Annotated in this window: 12 protein-coding genes and 1 pseudogene; 1 reads left to right on the top strand and 12 read right to left on the bottom strand. The window is 41.8% G+C overall.

Annotated elements, in window-relative coordinates; all coding sequences use genetic code 11:
• Window position 1: 1 nt before the first annotated feature.
• The 11 genes and pseudogenes from hemW to CO686_RS02865 form a co-directional block, all read right to left on the bottom strand.
• Complete coding sequence (gene hemW, locus CO686_RS02910; protein WP_049550087.1) at window positions 2-1,132, bottom strand: radical SAM family heme chaperone HemW; 1,131 nt, start codon at window positions 1,130-1,132, stop codon at window positions 2-4.
• A gap of 73 nt (window positions 1,133-1,205) precedes the next feature.
• Window positions 1,206-1,604, bottom strand: a complete 399-nt coding sequence (locus CO686_RS02905) for a YtxH domain-containing protein (RefSeq protein WP_096753478.1) — start codon at window positions 1,602-1,604, stop codon at window positions 1,206-1,208.
• A 15-nt stretch (window positions 1,605-1,619) separates the two neighbouring features.
• Window positions 1,620-2,003 (bottom strand): DUF948 domain-containing protein, encoded by a 384-nt coding sequence (locus CO686_RS02900; protein WP_000895033.1) that lies wholly within the window; start codon window positions 2,001-2,003, stop codon window positions 1,620-1,622.
• Complete coding sequence (gene lgt / locus CO686_RS02895) at window positions 2,004-2,792, bottom strand: prolipoprotein diacylglyceryl transferase (protein WP_000609709.1); 789 nt, start codon at window positions 2,790-2,792, stop codon at window positions 2,004-2,006.
• A complete protein-coding gene (gene hprK, locus CO686_RS02890; RefSeq protein WP_000115190.1) occupies window positions 2,785-3,720 on the bottom strand; it encodes an HPr(Ser) kinase/phosphatase in 936 nt (311 codons plus the stop codon). Before hprK ends, lgt begins: the two co-directional genes overlap by 8 nt.
• Before the next feature lie 136 nt (window positions 3,721-3,856).
• The gene (locus tag CO686_RS02885) at window positions 3,857-4,819 is read right to left on the bottom strand and encodes a hypothetical protein (protein ID WP_000666153.1); all 963 of its coding nucleotides are present in this window, start codon (window positions 4,817-4,819) and stop codon (window positions 3,857-3,859) included.
• A gap of 64 nt (window positions 4,820-4,883) precedes the next feature.
• Window positions 4,884-5,060: a 30S ribosomal protein S21 gene (rpsU, locus tag CO686_RS02880; RefSeq protein WP_000048054.1), complete on the bottom strand. Its 177-nt coding sequence runs from the start codon at window positions 5,058-5,060 to the stop codon at window positions 4,884-4,886.
• 156 nt (window positions 5,061-5,216) lie between these two features.
• A complete protein-coding gene (locus CO686_RS02875; protein ID WP_000811174.1) occupies window positions 5,217-5,840 on the bottom strand; it encodes a Type 1 glutamine amidotransferase-like domain-containing protein in 624 nt (207 codons plus the stop codon).
• 13 nt (window positions 5,841-5,853) lie between these two features.
• A pseudogene (locus tag CO686_RS10435) lies at window positions 5,854-6,108 on the bottom strand (methyltransferase domain-containing protein); the annotation flags it as partial.
• Window positions 6,109-6,320: 212 nt separating this feature from the next.
• Window positions 6,321-15,008, bottom strand: a complete 8,688-nt coding sequence (locus CO686_RS02870; RefSeq protein WP_096753477.1) for a CshA/CshB family fibrillar adhesin-related protein — start codon at window positions 15,006-15,008, stop codon at window positions 6,321-6,323.
• A gap of 294 nt (window positions 15,009-15,302) precedes the next feature.
• A complete protein-coding gene (locus tag CO686_RS02865) occupies window positions 15,303-16,010 on the bottom strand; it encodes a glucosamine-6-phosphate deaminase (protein ID WP_000864609.1) in 708 nt (235 codons plus the stop codon).
• A gap of 150 nt (window positions 16,011-16,160) precedes the next feature.
• Between CO686_RS02865 and queA the strand changes: the two genes are divergently transcribed.
• Complete coding sequence (gene queA / locus CO686_RS02860) at window positions 16,161-17,189, top strand: tRNA preQ1(34) S-adenosylmethionine ribosyltransferase-isomerase QueA (protein ID WP_001090170.1); 1,029 nt, start codon at window positions 16,161-16,163, stop codon at window positions 17,187-17,189.
• Between the two features lie 39 nt (window positions 17,190-17,228).
• Here the strand turns inward: queA and CO686_RS02855 are convergent, their stop codons facing one another.
• Window positions 17,229-18,089 (bottom strand): YihY/virulence factor BrkB family protein, encoded by an 861-nt coding sequence (locus CO686_RS02855; protein WP_000759517.1) that lies wholly within the window; start codon window positions 18,087-18,089, stop codon window positions 17,229-17,231.
• Between the last annotated feature and the right edge of the window lie 22 nt (window positions 18,090-18,111).

Raw genomic sequence — 18,111 nt, 5'->3', positions numbered from 1 at the left:
TCTACTCCAAAATAAATCGTTCTGCTACAGTGTCTCCCAAGAAGAGACCTCTCTTTGTCATTCGGACACGATCACTGTCGATTTTCATGAGTCCTTGCTGAACCAAGTCTCTGATGATTTCACCATAAAGTTCATCAAAGGACCGTTCAAATTTTTCCTCAAATCGTGTCATGGAAACCCCGGATTTTTTCCGGAGGCCTAGGAACATTTCTTCTTCCATCTGCTCCCTTTGACTCAGGTGTTCTTCTGTAATCCGAGCATTTCCTGCCTCTACCGCATTGAGATAGTGGCGGATAGGACCGTGGTTTTTATAACGCACCCCGTCCACATAACCCGAAGCACCCGCACCGATACCATAATACTCGGCATTGTCCCAGTACATGAGATTGTGGCGACTTTCAAATCCGGGTTTAGAGAAATTGGAAATCTCATAATGCTCAAAGCCAGCTCGCTCCAGTTCTGCGATGATGTACTCAAACATCTCCGCTTCTAACTCTTCCTTAGGTAGGGGCAACTTCCCTCGTCGCATGCGGTTCATAAAGACCGTATGATTCTCCAAAATCAAGCTATAAAGGCTCATATGAGGAATATCAAGCGAGATAGCCTTAGCTACATTTTCCTTGACCTGAGCCATAGTTTGACCTGGAAGAGCGTAGATTAGGTCGATGGAGATATTGTCAAAACCAGCCAATTTAAGACGGTCGATATTTTCATAAATATCCTTCTCCAAATGACTGCGCCCAATCTTTTTCAGCATTTTGTCATCAAAAGTCTGCACACCTAAGGAAACACGATTGACTGGCGACTGTTTCAAAACCGCAATCTTATCCGCGTCCAAGTCTCCTGGGTTGGCCTCAATAGTCAACTCTTCCAAGACAGACAAGTCTAGATTTTTAGTCAGGCCAGCCAGTAGCACTTCTAATTGAGGAGCGGACAAAGCCGTTGGCGTCCCACCTCCAATGTAGAGAGTTCGTAACTTTTGGATATCATAAGAACGAAACTCCTCTAGCAGATGCTCTAGGTAACTATCTACTGGTTGATTCTTGATAAATACTTTTGAAAAGTCGCAATAATAACAAATCTGTGTGCAAAATGGAATATGCACGTAGGCGGACGTTGGTTTTTTCTGCATAGTATTTATTATACCACAAAGACAGGCTTGCAGATAAAAATCACCATCTCCCAAAACCAGAGATGGTGATACCTTATACTTCAGTAATATCGATGATGATTTCTTCTTGGTCTTCAGCAACGTCTGGAGTTGTTGACTGTTCTTGCCACTGCTCCTTGAGATTGTTAAAGCTTTCCTTTGACGCTTCTGTCGCTTGTCGAGCACAGTTTTTAGCTTGGTCAAGGACACTATCAAAAGTGATTTCACCAGATTCTACTTGTTCCTTTGTTTTCAGCACAAAGTCAGTTGCCTGTTCCTTCACTTCTGTTAGTTTTTCACAAACCTGCTCTCTAGCATATTCTGGATCTTCTCTCAAATCATCTAGAAAATCCTGAGCTTGACTACAAACTTGCTTACCCTTGTCACTGGTTAAGAACAAAGCAAGAGCAGCACCTGAAACTGTTCCTAAAAGGATAGAGGATAGTTTTCCCATAAGATTTCTCCTTTTTTATTTTTTGAAAAATTTACTTGCGACACGAAGAGCGGACAAGCCTGCACCTGTTTTGATGGTCTTTGAACCAGCAGATGAAGCTTTTTTGCCTAAAACACGCGCATGTTGGTTGAGATCAGATACTGACTCTGACAAGTCTGCCACCGCCGTAAAGAGTGGATCAATCGTCGCAACTTTGATATTGATATCGTCTGCTAACACATTGACCTTAACCAACAATTCATTGGTCTGATGCAAGGTAACGTTCACATCTGAGCTTAGCGTTTTGATGGTTTTCTCTGTTTCATCAATCATACGACCTGCTTTTTGAATCGTGATTGTCAAATAGACTAAACAGACAATCAAAGCAATCGCAACAAGTATATATGCAACTTCTAACATTTATTTTTCCTCCTCTGTATGATAGAAAGGTGCTTTCTTTCGATTTTGATAAAGTATGATAAAAATACCGAGTCCGATAAGGATAACTGATAACCATTGGGAAACTCGCAGACCAAAGAACATGAGGCTGTCTGTCCGCATTCCTTCGATAATCATACGACCAAAACCATACCAAATCAAGTAGAAAGCAGTGATATGACCACGTCTGATTCCCTTCAATTTTCGTCTAAAAATCAGAATCAAAGCAAATCCAATCAGATTCCAAACCGACTCATATAAGAAGGTCGGCTGACGGTAGCTACCATCAATGTACATCTGGTCACGAATGAAGCCCGGCAAATAATCCAAACTATCTACTGCTGCACCGTAGGCTTCTTGGTTAAAGAAGTTCCCCCAGCGCCCTAAACTCTGGGCAACCATGACGCTCGGTGCTGCAATATCTAAGAAATCCCAAGTATTAATCAGCTTTCTATCTGCAAAGATATAAAGGACAATAGCCCCTGCTATCAAACCTCCATAAATGGCCAAACCACCATTCCAAATGGCGATGATTTCACCTGGATTTTGCAGATAATAATCTAAGCGAAAGAGCACGTAGTATAGTCTAGCACCTAAAATAGCTACCGGAAAAGCAATCAGGATAAAATCCAAAATATCATCTGATAGAATTTTCTTTTTAGGAGCTTCTTTCATAGCAAGATAGACTGCCAGAACCAGACCAGCTACAATACACAAAGCATACCAACGAATAGCAAAGGGGCCAATTTCAAATGCGACTGGATTAATCATGTTTCACCTCATTTTGAGCGATTAGATTTGTCAAGCGTTCTTCAAATAAACGTGTCGCATCAAAGCCCATTTCTTTAGCGCGGTAGTTCATGGCAGCCGCCTCAATAACAACGGAGATATTGCGTCCTGTTTTTACTGGGATGCGGATACGCGGAATCGTTACACCAGAAACTTCGAGTTCTTCGGCATTGTTTCCAAGACGATCAAAGGTCTTATGTGTATCATAATTTTCCAAATAAACTGCTAGCTGAACTTGTGAAGAATCTTTTACAGCACTCGCACCATAAAGACTCATGATATCGATAATCCCAACTCCACGAATCTCAAGCAAATGCTTCAAGATTTCAGCAGGTTCGCCCCAAAGAGTCATCTCATCCTTAGAATAAATATCTACACGATCGTCTGCTACTAGACGGTGTCCACGCTTCACAAGCTCAAGACCTGTCTCACTCTTACCGATACCGCTATCTCCTTGGATCAAGACACCCATGCCATAGATATCCATCAAGACACCATGCACGCTAGTACGTTTAGCCAAACGGGAATCAAGGTAGCTAGAAAGTTCTCCAGATAAACGACTGGTTGCTGTTCGACTGGTTAAAATCGCAATCTTGCATTCTCTAGCAGCCCTCAACATTTCCTCTGGCACTACCAGACCACGAGCCACGATAACAGCAGGTGTTTCAGGTAGAAACATTTTCTTCAAAACTTGATAACGGTTCTGGGCAGGCATGGCAACTAAATAGGACCACTCCTTCATCCCTAACAGCTGAATCCGTTCTGGTGTATAGTAATCAAAATAGCCCGTCATTTCAAGACCAGGTCTCATAATGTCCGCAGTATTGATTTCTTTTTCAAGTAATTCGCCTTCACCATAGACAATATCTAGTCTGAGTTTTTCAATGACATCTCTTACTAAAACCGACATAATTTCCTCCTTCAATCGAGTTCTCCCTACTATTATATCAGATTGTAGTTGGAAGTTTCCTTTTTTTGCAGGATTTACAGTATTTATTTGATGTTTCTTGGGGAAAGATTTGGCTAGGAAGTCTTTTCGTACTCCTTCAAATTAACCGAGACAAATCTACTGCAAATCGGTCAACATCTATCACCAAATCCCTTCCAGATTTTGCTAAGTAAATCCTTGGAAGACCTTTTGTTAATATTCTATTTGCATCAGCCATATCTTGAGGATAGGTATAGAACTGTTGACCTTTTGGGAACTGATTTTGGACTTGCCATTCTTCAAACTCCTTCAAAAAAGTCTTATGAGATGGCATACTGACTTCTTCGAACAAGGAATGGTCAAAAAATCGTACCAAACGATATAGACCATGAATCTCATCCGCAAAGCACTTATCAATCTTTTCATAGGGGTAACCTCGCCTCTGATAAGCTTGACATAAGTTTTGTAAGGACTCACTTAATGCAACTGCATCTTTTCTTGCTAAACTTATAAAATACCGAACAGAAAATTCTTCCATACCAGTTCGTTTTTTCTTCTCTAAAAACTGTTGTGCACGCAAGAGAGACTCGGATAATCTTTCTTCATCTTGATAATAAAGAGCGTATAAAAGATTCATCACATTTTCTGGATAATAGGTTCCTTTCAACAAGGGTAAATCTTTGGGGATGAATGATGGAATGACTGAAAAATCGTTACAAGCAAAAGAGGTAATCAAGCCTTTCAAAATTCCATCTGTATAAATGGTTCCACTTGCCAACAAACCGCCTCTCAGCAGCTCGGTTCTTCCTGTTTGCCATAGCGCATTGTTTAACTGTGTATAATCCCCACCTAAAAACGCAGCATAATAAGCAAAATATTTAATATCATCTAGCAATAAGCTACTGTACAATTTAACCCTTAAAACCTTGTCAGACAATACTTTTGAATCGGTTAAATACTTTTCAAAAATTCTTTGGTTTGACTCTTCAAATTCCTTCCAATCTATCGGATCAGCACAATAACCCCAATCTTCCAAGTGATTTTCACGCATCTTTTGATATTCTTTTATATACTCTTTCATAAGAATTTGTTCCTCTAAATACTATGCAAAAAAAGACTAGACAAGTCTAGCCTTTCATTTCAAATTAGAATTTTTTACGTTTACGAGCTGCTTCTGATTTACGTTTACGTTTTACAGAAGGTTTTTCATAGAATTCACGTTTGCGTGTTTCTTGAAGAGTACCAGCTTTAGTAACCGCACGTTTGAAACGACGAAGTGCATCGTCAAGAGATTCATTCTTACGTACTACTGTTTTAGACATTTTTTTCACTCCCTTCAAGTTCAAGATCTATTCCATTTTACACGCAAAATGAATATTTGTCAAGGGAAAACTGACATAAACTTATATTATCTTCCCTTTTCTTTTTAAAAGGGACAACGTATTAGAATAGATGTCATAATAGCGAAAAAAATTATTTTAATCCTGTTCAGAAACAACTTTTATTTCTTTATCATTTACAATAACAGCTTGTGAATTGTTCATTCGCATTAAGTCGAGCTGATTTTTATAGGTTTCAAAGGTCTTCTTGCTACTATCAGTAAAAGGCTCCTCACCATAATGTGGAAGGATGTAAAACTCCACTTCATTCAATCCCGTTGTATCCGATAACTCTTTCGCTACCGTCTTGTCATCCATGAGCTTATTGTAGTCAACATCCTTGGCGGTAATGATAGCCCCTGCTGATTCTCCCACATAGATCAGCCCATCTCTTATTTGTTCTTTGATAAGAGATAGGAGTTGCTTTTTCTTTAATTCTTGTAATAAATAAAAGGTATTCCCACCAGAGATATAAAGAATCTTGCTTTGGAAAATCTTTGCCTGTGCAGTTTCTCGATCACAAGAAGCAATATCTAGAACCTCTATCTCAAATCCTAAATCTTTGAATGTTTGCTGAGCCTCATCGATATAGGCAGTATAATCCTCTTTGTTCCCAGCGGTAGGAATAAATAAAACCTTGTTTTCTAGATTCTTTTCCTTTGCATAATCGCTAAAAAGCTTTTTGACTCCAGCAAAGTATGAACATAAAAATAATTGTTTCATGACTGTCCCTCCATTAATGTTTAACAATTTTATAAAGAAGCCACGATTCCTTTCTTTGACTAGTTACGAGCTCAAACCCTATTAACAATAAGAATCGTCTAAATACTTCTTCGCTTTGCACCTCTGGTAAAAAGTAAGATAACTTGTTATACTCACAAGCTAGTAAGAGTATCCCGTCTGATTTGAGTATCCTTCAAAGTTCCATAAAAGAAGCCTCTAGGTCCTGCCAATGAAAATGAGTTTGAAAGGCTGTGATTAAATCAAAACTTCGAGCCCCCTCTGAATAACTTTATTATACCACTTTAGCAGGATAGTGAACAATTGAGGCAAAATAATTAGACGATTTTCAAATCAATTACCAAAAAGAGAGAACCAATTGGTTCTCTCTTTCTGTTAGACTGACATCTTCTTAGATAGCAATGAATGTAATCATTTCAATCAAGTATCTAAAACAACTTACTAGATGACTTTCACCACTAATTATTCTTCCTCAGATTTTTTTCTTTGAGCTAGAGAAATTAATCCCATACCTGATAAAGCAGCCAATAGACCAGCTGTCAAGTGAGATGTCTCCTCAGAACCCGTATTTGGAAGAGTTTTAGTAGTTCTTTCTTCTGTAATACCTTGTTGTTCTGGATTTTCAATCACAGGAAGTTCTACTACTGTTGGAATATAGAATCCTGAAATGATATTTCCATTACGGTCTTTACGGATCACTTTCACACCTTTGGCTTGTCCTACAAAGTCTGCCTCAGGGGTAAAGGTGACGGTGCCATCTGGTGAGATTACATAAGTTCCTTCACCTGGAACGACTTTTTCAGTTGTTCCATCTTCAAAGGTTGGCGGAACTGTCAGATCGACATCACCTGTAAAGTTTGGTTTACCAGTCTGAGTTTGACCTTTAAGACCTTCTGATGTCGCATCACTCACTTGTGTTTGTCCAAGGACAGTTGGTGTGTAATGAGCAGTAACTACATTTCCATACATATCCAAACGTTTCACAACCAATCCTTTAGCTGTCCCAACAAAGTCTGGTTCTGGAGTAAAGGTAATCTTACCATCTTTATCAATTGTATAGCTTCCTTCACCCGGAACAACCATAGTCGTGCTACCATCCTCAAAGGTTGGTGGTACAGTCGGATCGATATGCCCTTCAAACACTGATGTTGCCACTTGTGGTTGGCCTTTTGCTCCTGTAGAAGCCGTATCATGACCAGTAGATGGATCCACAACTGTTGGGCGATAGCTTGCAGTAACTGGAGTACCATTCTTATCCTTGCGGACAATCGTTACGCCTGTTCCTTTTCCTACAAAATTAGCTTCTGGAGTGAAGGTGACGATGCCATCTGGTGAGATTGCATAAGTCCCTTCACCTGGAATCACTTTTTCAGTTGATCCATCTTCAAATGTCGCCGCCACAGTTTCATCGATTGGAACAAGCGGATTACCACCTTCAAATGTTGGCGTACCTGTTTGAACAAGACCCTTAATATTAACTGAAGAAGTATCTTTACCAGTTGGAGTCACCTTAGTAAACTCTGGACTGTAGGTCGCAGTAACTGGAGTGCCATTCTTATCCACACGTTTCACTGTAACTGGATCTGGGTTTCCAACAAACTGCTTGTCTGGAGTGAAGGTCACTGTACCGTCTGGTGCAATCGTGTAAGTTCCTTGACCTGGAATAGCTTTCCCTTTGCTTCCATCTTCGAAGGTTGGCTCTACTGTTTCATCGATTGGAACCAGTGGATCACCACCTTGGAAAGTTGGGGTGCCTGTTTGAGGGACACCTTGAGGACCTGTGCTCGTTGCGTTAGTGCTGGTTGGAACTACTTCTTTCACAACCGCTTGGTACTTGACAGTAACAGGAGTTCCGTTGGCATCCACACGAGTCAATTCAAGCTCTGGTGTTTCACCCTTGAACTGTTTATCAGGAGTGAAGGTCACCTTACCGTCTGCATCCACTTCGAATTTACCAACATTTGGTACTTCTTTCACAGTTGTACCATTGTCAAATAGTGGAGTTGAATCAGCTGGGAATGGAACTGAGTCATGACCTGGAGTGAAGGTCACTTTACCTTCTTGGACCTGACCTTGCAGACCCTCTGTCTTATCACCTGAACCAGTCGGAGTTACCTTAGTAAACTCTGGGCTGTATGTCGCAGTAACTGGGGTGCCATTCTTATCTACACGTTTGACTGTAACTGGATCTGGGTTTCCAACAAACTGCTTGTCTGGTGTGAAGGTTACAGTTCCGTCTGGTGCAATCGTGTAAGTTCCTTGGCCTGGAATAGATTTCTCTTTGCTTCCATCTTCGAAAGTTGGCTCTACTGTTTCATCAATTGGAACCAGTGGATCGCCACCTTGGAAAGTTGGAGTACCAGTTTGTGGGACACCTTGAGGACCTGTGCTGGTTGCACCGGTTCCTGTAGGAGTCACCTTAGTAAACTCTGGACTGTAGGTCGCAGTGACTGGGGTGCCGTTCTTATCTACACGTTTGACTGTAACTGGATCTGGGTTTCCAACAAACTGTTTATCTGGAGTGAAGGTCACTGTACCGTCTGGTGCAATCGTGTAAGTTCCTTGACCTGGAATAGATTTCTCTTTGCTTCCATCTTCGAAAGTTGGCTCTACTGTTTCATCGATTGGAACCAGTGGATCACCACCTTGGAAGGTTGGAGTACCAGTTTGTGGAAGTCCTTGAGGACCTGTGCTCGTTGCGCCAGTTCCTGTTGGGGTCACTTTCGTAAACTCTGGGCTGTAAGTCGCAGTAACTGGAGTGCCATTCTTATCCACACGTTTCACTGTAACTGGATCTGGGTTTCCAACAAACTGTTTGTCTGGAGTGAAAGTTACAGTTCCATCTGGTGCAATCGTGTAAGTTCCTTGACCTGGAATAGATTTCTCTTTGCTTCCATCTTCGAAGGTTGGCTCTACTGTTTCATCGATTGGAACCAGTGGATTACCGCCTTGGAAGGTTGGAGTGCCCGTTTGTGGAACACCTTGAGGGCCTGTGCTAGTTGCGCCGGTTCCTGTAGGTGTTACTTCTTTCACCACTGCTTGGTACTTGACTGTAACAGGAGTGCCATTGGCATCCACACGAGTCAATTCAAGCTCTGGTGTTTCACCCTTGAATTGTTTATCAGGAGTGAAGGTCACCTTACCGTCTGCATCCACTTCGAACTTACCAACATTTGGCACTTCTTTCACAGTTGTACCATTGTCAAATAGTGGAGTTGAATCAGCTGGGAATGGAACTGAGTCATGGCCTGGAGTGAAGGTCACTTTACCTTCTTGGACTTGACCTTGAAGTCCTTCTGTCTTATCACCTGTTCCTGTTGGGGTCACTTTCGTAAACTCTGGACTGTAGGTCGCAGTAACTGGAGTGCCATTCTTATCAACACGTTTGACTGTGACTGGATCTGGGTTTCCAACAAACTGTTTGTCTGGAGTGAAAGTTACAGTTCCATCTGGCGCAATTGTGTAAGTTCCTTGACCTGGAATAGATTTCTCTTTGCTTCCATCTTCGAAAGTTGGCTCAACTGTTTCATCAATTGGAACCAGTGGATCACCACCAGCAAACGTTGGAGTACCCGTTTGTGGAACACCCTGAGGACCTGTGCTGGTTGCGCCAGTTCCTGTAGGAGTGACCTTAGTCACGGTTGGTGTATATGTCGCAGTAACCTCTGTACCGTTCTTATCTACACGTTTCACTGTGACTGGAGTTGGTGTGCCAACATATTGTTTTTCTGGTGTAAAAGTAATAGAGCCATCTGGATTGATGCTGTATTCACCTACACCTGGAACTGTTTTCGTTGACTGTCCATCTTCGAAAGTCATTGGTTTCGTATCATCAATTGGAACCAATGGATTACCTTCTGTGAAGGTTGGGGTACCTTTTTGCGGTTGACCTTGGATACCATTTGAAGTGGCGTCTGTTGAAGTTGGTGTTACTTCTTTCACTACCGCTTGGTACTTGACAGTAACAGGAGTTCCGTTGGCATCCACACGAGTCAATTCAAGCTCTGGTGTTTCACCCTTGAACTGTTTATCAGGAGTGAAGGTCACCTTACCGTCTGCATCCACTTCGAATTTACCAACATTTGGTACTTCTTTCACAGTTGTACCATTGTCAAATAGTGGAGTTGAATCAGCTGGGAATGGAACTGAGTCATGACCTGGAGTGAAGGTCACTTTACCTTCTTGGACCTGACCTTGCAGACCCTCTGTCTTATCACCTGAACCAGTCGGAGTTACCTTAGTAAACTCTGGGCTGTATGTCGCAGTAACTGGGGTGCCATTCTTATCTACACGTTTGACTGTAACTGGATCTGGGTTTCCAACAAACTGCTTGTCTGGTGTGAAGGTTACAGTTCCGTCTGGTGCAATCGTGTAAGTTCCTTGGCCTGGAATAGATTTCTCTTTGCTTCCATCTTCGAAGGTTGGCTCTACTGTTTCATCAATTGGAACCAGTGGATCGCCACCTTGGAAAGTTGGAGTACCAGTTTGTGGGACACCTTGAGGACCTGTGCTGGTTGCACCGGTTCCTGTAGGAGTCACCTTAGTAAACTCTGGACTGTAGGTCGCAGTAACTGGAGTGCCATTCTTATCCACACGTTTCACTGTAACTGGATCTGGGTTCCCAACAAACTGCTTGTCTGGAGTGAAGGTTACAGTTCCGTCTGGTGCAATCGTGTAGGTTCCTTGGCCTGGAATAGATTTCTCTTTGCTTCCATCTTCGAAAGTTGGCTCTACTGTTTCATCAATTGGAACCAGTGGATCGCCACCTTGGAAGGTTGGGGTACCTGTTTGTGGAACACCTTGAGGACCTGTGCTGGTTGCGTTAGTGCTAGTTGGGGTTACCTTAGTCACTGTTGGAGTATAAGTCGCAGTAACCTCTGTACCGTTCTTATCTACACGTTTGACTGTGACTGGAGTTGGTGTACCAACATATTGTTTTTCTGGAGTAAAGGTGATAGAACCATCTGGATTGATGCTGTATTCACCCACACCTGGAACTGTTTTCGTTGACTGTCCATCTTCGAAAGTCATTGGTTTCGTATCATCAATTGGAACCAATGGATTACCTTCTGTGAAGGTTGGGGTACCTTTTTGCGGTTGACCTTGGATACCTGTGCTGGTTGCGCCAGTTCCTGTAGGAGTGACCTTAGTCACTGTTGGTGTATATGTCGCAGTAACCTCTGTACCGTTCTTATCTACACGTTTCACTGTGACTGGAGTTGGTGTGCCAACATATTGTTTTTCTGGTGTAAAGGTAATAGAGCCATCTGGATTGATGCTGTATTCACCTACACCTGGAACTGTTTTCGTTGACTGTCCATCTTCGAAAGTCATTGGTTTCGTATCATCAATTGGAACCAATGGATTACCTTCTGTGAAGGTTGGGGTACCTTTTTGCGGTTGACCTTGGATACCATTTGAAGTGGCGTCTGTTGAAGTTGGTGTTACCTTAGTCACTGTTGGAGTATAAGTCGCAGTGACTTCTGTACCGTTCTTATCCACGCGTTTAACCATTACTGGATCTGGTGTGCCAACGTACTTCTTATCTGGCGTAAAGGTGATAGAACCATCAGAATTGATGCTGTATTCACCTACACCCGGAACGGTCTTCGTTGACTGACCATCTTCGAAAGTCATTGGTTTTGTATCATCCAGTGGAACAGCTGGATCGCCTGCTGTAAAGGTTGGCTTACCACTTTGTGGCTGTCCTTGCAGACCAGTTGATGTATCATTTGTACTTGTTGGAGTGACTTTAGTCACTGTAGGTTGATATACTGCTTCGGCAGTAGAACCATTCTTATCTGTCACACGGAGGGTTGCAGGAGTTGGCGTTCCATAGAAATCAGGTGCTGGTTGGAAGCTAATATCCCCATTCGGTTGAACAGTATAAGTTCCTTGAAGTTTACCGCTAGCATCATGTACTGGTAAGCTGTTACCTTGTTGAACTTGTCCATCAACCACAAACTGTGGACCTTCTGGTGCAAATGGTACAGTCTCATTTTGTCCATTGATAGTTGCTTGACCAGGAGTAAAGGTAAGGTGGCTATCTTGTTTTTGACCCTGGAGTCCAGTAGTCTCTGCTCCTTGCCCTGTTGGAGTTGCAGCCTTAACATCCGCTTGATAGGTAGCTGTTACTTCTGTTCCGTTCTTATCTACACGCTTAACAGTTTCTGCAGTTGGACGTCCAGAGTAGCCAGGAACTGGTTGGAAAGTAACGCGACCTGTACTATCCACCTTATAAGTTCCAACGCCAGGAACCTCTTTCGTTGGCTGACCGTTGTCAAAAGTTGGTGCAATTGATTCATCAATTGGAATACGGTTATCACCTGGAGTGAAGACCAAGTTCCCAGATTGCTCTGCACCTTGAATACCTTCAGAACTTGCGTTTTGGGATGTTGGAACAACTCGGGTAACAGTTGGTTGATAAGTGGCAAAGTGATCATTACCACTTGCATCATTTACTTTTAATTTAATCGGATCAACAGTTCCTACAAATGATTTATTTGGGGTAAAGGTTACTCGACCCGTAGTTGGATCTAGGTTAAAGGTACCAACTTCTTTACCACCTGATGTTGCAGGAATACTAGTTCCTGAGATAGGTTCTCCGTTTCCATCCAAGAAAGTAGCAGGATTACTTGCAGATGGTTGAACCGGTGTGTTAGCTGGATTCCCATCAGTAAATAAAATATCTTTTACTTGCGGTAAACCTTGAGCATCAGTTGAACGATGTTCAGTAAAATCAACTACAGTAGGAACATAACGAGCATCCATAGAATTTAGAGGTTGGTTGACAACAGGCTCTGAATTATTTTTTGCAGTCCATTCTGTGCTTGCACCATTGCTATCAAAGCGACGGATGTTAATACCTGATGTAGTCCCAACGTATCCAGCTTTCGGAACGAAGACAACATCAACATTGTCACCATTTGGCGTCACCTTGTAACGTCCTTCTGCTGTTGTATACCAACCTTCTGCATCTGCTGTTAATTCACGTCCGTTATTATCTAAAACGACAGGCGCCTTATTAGTATCAATGGTTGTTCTAGCATTCTCGTCCTCTTTAGAATAACCACGAGGTGTGAAGGCTAAGCTTGTTTGTTGTTGTTGATCGCGTAAGCCCTTTGTTTCCTTCTTCTCACCTTTTGGTGGATAAGTAAGGTTAACTTGTAAGTCTTCAACTTCACCACTAAAGGCTGTGCCAGTCGGTTTCTCGATATCACCTTGGTTCAAAGCAATACGAACACGCATTCCTAGCTTCTTAACGTTATCATCGTTCATAGGTGGGTGATTTCTAAAAGTAACGGTATAGTCGCCTTCATTTGTTACTTCTGTAAAATCACTAGCTTCATTCTCATCAAATTTACCGTTATTATTGAAATCAATCCAAGCTCGAACATAAGCTTTTTCATTTCCATTAGCTGAAGCATGGAAACGAAGCGAATAATCACCATCACGAAGACGATCTGCTTGGAATAACTCATGAGTCTTACCAACTAAGTCTGCTGGTAAAAGCTGATCAATCCCTTCATCAGCATGATCTGTACTATCATCATGGGTCCAATCATTACCTGACGTAGTATCAATATCAGCAGGTTTTCGACCAAGGTAAGGTTGTGGATTTTGTGCTCCCGTAGCAGCATTGTAACCAGAAATAGTGTGAACTGCATTTCCATAACTTTCAGGAGCATCTCCAGTATCTACAACCATGAAACCAATCATAGCAGCTTGCTGACCAGAAGATGCAATATAAATTCCAACTTCTGATGCTTCACGAGTCATCACAATTGGCACAGTATGGTCTTTAGAAGTGTTTGGACCAAATACTTGTGAGCCTAAGCCACCTGTTCTTTGATCAGGATTTGTAAATTTTGTCCAGTCAATCGTTGGAATCGTTGCATTGTCACCAATATACTGACCAAGTCGATTAGGATTCATTGGTGCGTAGGTATCTGTAATCACTTTACCTTGTGGTGACACACGTTTCCATTCAGCTAAATGTTCCCATCCTTTACCATTGGTCGTAAAGATAGCATATTCACCTGGGTTTGCTTCTTCTCCATCCGCCATAACCACTGTAGCCTTAACAGGCTTGTTTAGATATGTTGCTTCAACCTTAAACTTCACTCCATAACTTGCACCATTCTTAGGAACCTGCAATTGGGTTCTACGTCCATTAGTATCAATTCCCTGCTCACGAAGAGATGTCCATTGGTTCATAGGAGCACCAATGATTTTTGGTCGTGCAGAGTCGCCCTCTTTAACTTGGCGATTATAGTCTGCAGGCACATATCTAAACCAGGTGTTTTTAGCATCAGGATCATAACTATTTTCATAAGAAGTTCCTGCTACACGATCACGATAAATCTCAGTTGAGTGGAAAGGTTTTAGTTCCGTAACTGTTAATTTAACGACATATCCTGGAGAAATTTCCTTCTCATAAACACTACCTACTTTAAGAGAACCGTCAGTATCAAGTCCTTTAAATGCCTGACTATCACCAAAATCTAACCAGTTAATTTGCTTAACTAGATCCGCAGGGCGTTTCTTTTCGGAATCTGCTAAAGTTGGTTTTTCAATTGTGTTGTTAGGATCTCCATCACGTAAACCAGTAGGTGTAGCATCTCGACGTGCTCGGCGAGAACGTGTAGGTTGCGTAGCCTCCCTAGTCTCTACTGGTTGTTCTACAGCTCTTGAAGCACTTACAGTTTCTGAGCTAGCTTCAGTTGAAGCTGAATTGGCACTCTCTGCAGGCTTCATTTCTGTAGGAGCAACTGGCTTCTCAACTGAAGGTTGAGGCGATTCAGAAACAACTGGCTGTTCATTCTTTGGTTTCTCAATAGACTCTGAAGCTGAGTTTGCAGGTTTACTATTTTCAGCGGATTGAGGAGCCTCAGTAGCTGAAGCAACTAAAGTAGTTGCAGGTTTTGGTGATGTCTCAGAGTTTGCTGGTGCTGTAGAAGTTGCTGATGGTTCAGCAAGATCCGTTCGAGAAATCTCATTTTGGACACCAGAAGCGCTTGTTTCATCAGCGCTAACCTGAGACGTCACTCCCAATAGAACCAAGGTAGACAAGAGTACAGAACAAACACCCACGTTTAGTTTCCGAATAGAAAACTTACGAAGATGTGGATTAAATAATTCTTTTCCCATTAGAATCTCCTAAAATTATTTTTTAAGATATTATACATTATTTTTAATGATTTAGCTACTAAATTATCCTAGAATAATAACTTTTTTTCTATTAAATAAGCAAAGCTTTTAAATATTATTATATTGAGCGTTCTTTATGTTTGTTTTTAGGAATATTTATATTAATGTTTTATCTCTCAAATAAATTATTTTACAAACTAAATTAACCTTTCTTAGAATATAATAAAAAATTCCTGCTATTTATAAAGCATCAAAGAACCACTCACTCCAAAGAGCAAGTGGTTCTTATACTTTTTATTTTTCAAGCAAGCTGAGCGCTTCAGCATCCGCAATAATCGTCACATCAGGGTGATTTTGCAGACTACTTGCTGGTAGACTCTCAGTCACTGGTCCAGACACTGTTCCGGCAATAGCTTCTGCTTTTGATTCACCGTAAGCAAAGAGAATAATTGACTTGGCATCCAAGATGTTTTTAATCCCCATTGAGATAGCTTGGGTTGGAACGTCTTCAATCTTGTCAAAGAAGCGAGCATTGGCTTCGATAGTAGACTGGTCCAGCTCTACAAGGTGTGTTTGACTGTCAAATGGAGTACCAGGTTCATTAAATCCGATATGTCCATTGCGACCGATTCCCAAGATTTGCAAATCAACAGGATGGTCAGCCAAAATTTGGTTGTAGCGTTCAACTTCTTCTTCAGCATTATCCTTAACACCACGTGGCAAGAAGCTTTCCTTAAATGGTTTTTGGTTAAACAGGTTTTCTTGCATGAAGTAACGGTAAGATTGTGGATTGTCCCCATCAAGCCCTACATACTCATCAAGGTTCACACTGGTTAGATTTGAAAAATCAAGGTCACTCTCAACGATTTCTTTGTAAAACTCAAGTGGACTACTTCCTGTCGCAAGTCCCAATGTTTGAGCGCCATTGGCTAATTTTTCCTTCAAAATCTCAAAAGCAACTTTTCCACCTTCGACTTGGTTTTCAACTTTAATAACTTTCATCTTTTCATCCTCCGTTTTAATCTATATTTATTATATGGTATAGACCAATTTTTGTCAAGTGAAAACGATTTAATTTCTAAAAAAAGAGCGTCCAAACTTGAAACGTGTTATAATGGATAGGATTAGAACTTAGAAAGAATGAACAGATATATGAATACAGCTGATTTTGATTTCCACTTGCCTGAGGAATTGATTGCCCAAACACCCCTTGAAAAGCGAGATGCCTCCAAACTCCTCATCGTCAATCGTGAGACGAGAGAAATGCAGGATAAACACTTCCACTCTATTATCGACATGCTGGAACCAGGTGATGCCCTTGTCATGAACGATACTCGCGTTCTCCCTGCCCGCCTCTATGGTCAAAAGGAAGAAACTGGAGGCCATGTGGAGCTTCTCCTACTCAAAAATACCAGTGGAGATGAGTGGGAGGTTCTCGCCAAACCTGCCAAACGCCTCAAGGTCGGGACTCGTGTCAACTTTGGTGATGGTCGCCTCAGCGCTGTCGTTACGGAAGAATTGACCCACGGGGGCCGCTTTGTCCGCTTTGAATACCAAGGAATTTTCCTAGAAGTTTTGGAAAGTCTGGGTGAAATGCCACTACCGCCCTACATCCACGAAAAACTAGATGACCGTGAACGTTATCAAACGGTCTACGCCAAAGAAAGTGGCTCTGCTGCTGCACCAACTGCTGGACTGCACTTTACCAAAGAACTGCTAGCAGAAATCCAAGCCAAAGGTGTTCATCTAGTCTATCTCACTCTCCATGTCGGACTCGGAACCTTTAGACCCGTTTCTGTAGACAATCTAGACGAACATGAAATGCACTCCGAATTCTACCAGCTTTCTGAGGAAGCAGCTGCCACCCTTCGCTCTGTCAAGGAAAAGGGAGGTCGCGTCATCGCTGTCGGAACCACTTCGATCCGCACACTGGAAACCATCGGTTCCAAGTTTAATGGGCAAATCCAAGCAGATTCTGGCTGGACCAATATCTTTATCAAACCAGGCTACGACTGGAAGGTTGTGGATGCTTTTTCAACCAACTTCCACCTTCCCAAGTCAACTCTTGTTATGCTAGTTTCTGCCTTTGCTGGTCGTGACTTAGTCCTAGATGCCTATCACCATGCCATCCAAAAACACTACCGCTTCTTCAGTTTTGGAGATGCCATGTTTATCTATTAAGAAAATCCCTATTAGGAAACCTAATAGGGATTTTTCTAATTATTCTATACCAAACTTTGGATCTTTCAAACTCTGAACACTGGCATTGATAACTGCTCCGATAATCAAAATCTTTGCAATGAGAATAAACCAGAACATCATGACTACCACGATAATGGAACTGAAAAATCGGACATCAACCAGATGATTAACATAACTATTGACGTAGACAGAAAAGATATTCAATAAAAAGATAAGAGTTAGCAAGACAAAGACACTTCCTGGTAAAACATAGCGGATTCGTGGTGCTTTTACTTTTGGAAGGAAGTAATAAATCATGACTAGAATGGCAAAGATCAAGGCATAGACCAGAGGGCCTGTAAAGTCTTGCAGGTAAGAAAATAGCGGACTGTCTGATTGCCAGTAAGTTTTGAGGAGGTTAAGCAACATACGACCAAACATACTCAAAAACAAGGCAAAGGCAAAAAGGATCTGCAAGCCAAAACTAACAAGTAGACTCATCAACTGATGGGAGATAATGCCTCGACTCTTGGTCACTCCATAGGCTTTGTTAAAGGCTTTTTGGAGGAAATCCATTGATTTCGAAAAAGTCCAGAGGGCAGATAAAACAGCAAAACTCAGCAAACCAGTCGATGGTTGAGTCAGAACTTCTCGGACAATCTTGGCGACCACATCATACACCGTATCAGGCAAAAATTCCTTGATCGTCAGTAAGAAATTTGAGACCGGAATCTGAAAATAAGGCAAAATATTGACCATTATCATTAGCAAAGGAAAGATTGAAATCAACCAATAGTAGGCAACCGCAACACTGGTCAACTCGCTATCAGATGCTTGATAATAATGCAAAAAAGCTTTCAATAAGGGCCTGTCCATCAGCTCTTTCCACCACTTTTTCATGTTTCATCCTCCGTCATTTTCT

This window comes from Streptococcus oralis (assembly GCF_002386345.1).
Classification (GTDB): Bacteria; Bacillota; Bacilli; order Lactobacillales; family Streptococcaceae; genus Streptococcus; species Streptococcus oralis_S.
This window is presented reverse-complemented; position numbering and strand designations above follow the sequence as displayed.

Excerpts from the sequence above, each read along its gene's own strand:
- CO686_RS02855 (WP_000759517.1), bottom strand. The coding sequence starts at position 18,089 with ATGAAAAAGTGGTGGAAAGAGCTGATGGACAGGCCCTTATTGAAAGCT.
- CO686_RS02900 (WP_000895033.1), bottom strand. The coding sequence starts at position 2,003 with ATGTTAGAAGTTGCATATATACTTGTTGCGATTGCTTTGATTGTCTGT.
- CO686_RS02885 (WP_000666153.1), bottom strand. The coding sequence starts at position 4,819 with ATGAAAGAGTATATAAAAGAATATCAAAAGATGCGTGAAAATCACTTG.
- CO686_RS02865 (WP_000864609.1), bottom strand. The coding sequence starts at position 16,010 with ATGAAAGTTATTAAAGTTGAAAACCAAGTCGAAGGTGGAAAAGTTGCT.
- lgt (WP_000609709.1), bottom strand. The coding sequence starts at position 2,792 with ATGATTAATCCAGTCGCATTTGAAATTGGCCCCTTTGCTATTCGTTGG.
- queA (WP_001090170.1), top strand. The coding sequence starts at position 16,161 with ATGAATACAGCTGATTTTGATTTCCACTTGCCTGAGGAATTGATTGCC.
- hemW (WP_049550087.1), bottom strand. The coding sequence starts at position 1,132 with ATGCAGAAAAAACCAACGTCCGCCTACGTGCATATTCCATTTTGCACA.
- hprK (WP_000115190.1), bottom strand. The coding sequence starts at position 3,720 with ATGTCGGTTTTAGTAAGAGATGTCATTGAAAAACTCAGACTAGATATT.
- CO686_RS02870 (WP_096753477.1), bottom strand. The coding sequence starts at position 15,008 with ATGGGAAAAGAATTATTTAATCCACATCTTCGTAAGTTTTCTATTCGG.
- rpsU (WP_000048054.1), bottom strand. The coding sequence starts at position 5,060 with ATGTCTAAAACAGTAGTACGTAAGAATGAATCTCTTGACGATGCACTT.
- CO686_RS02875 (WP_000811174.1), bottom strand. The coding sequence starts at position 5,840 with ATGAAACAATTATTTTTATGTTCATACTTTGCTGGAGTCAAAAAGCTT.
- CO686_RS02905 (WP_096753478.1), bottom strand. The coding sequence starts at position 1,604 with ATGGGAAAACTATCCTCTATCCTTTTAGGAACAGTTTCAGGTGCTGCT.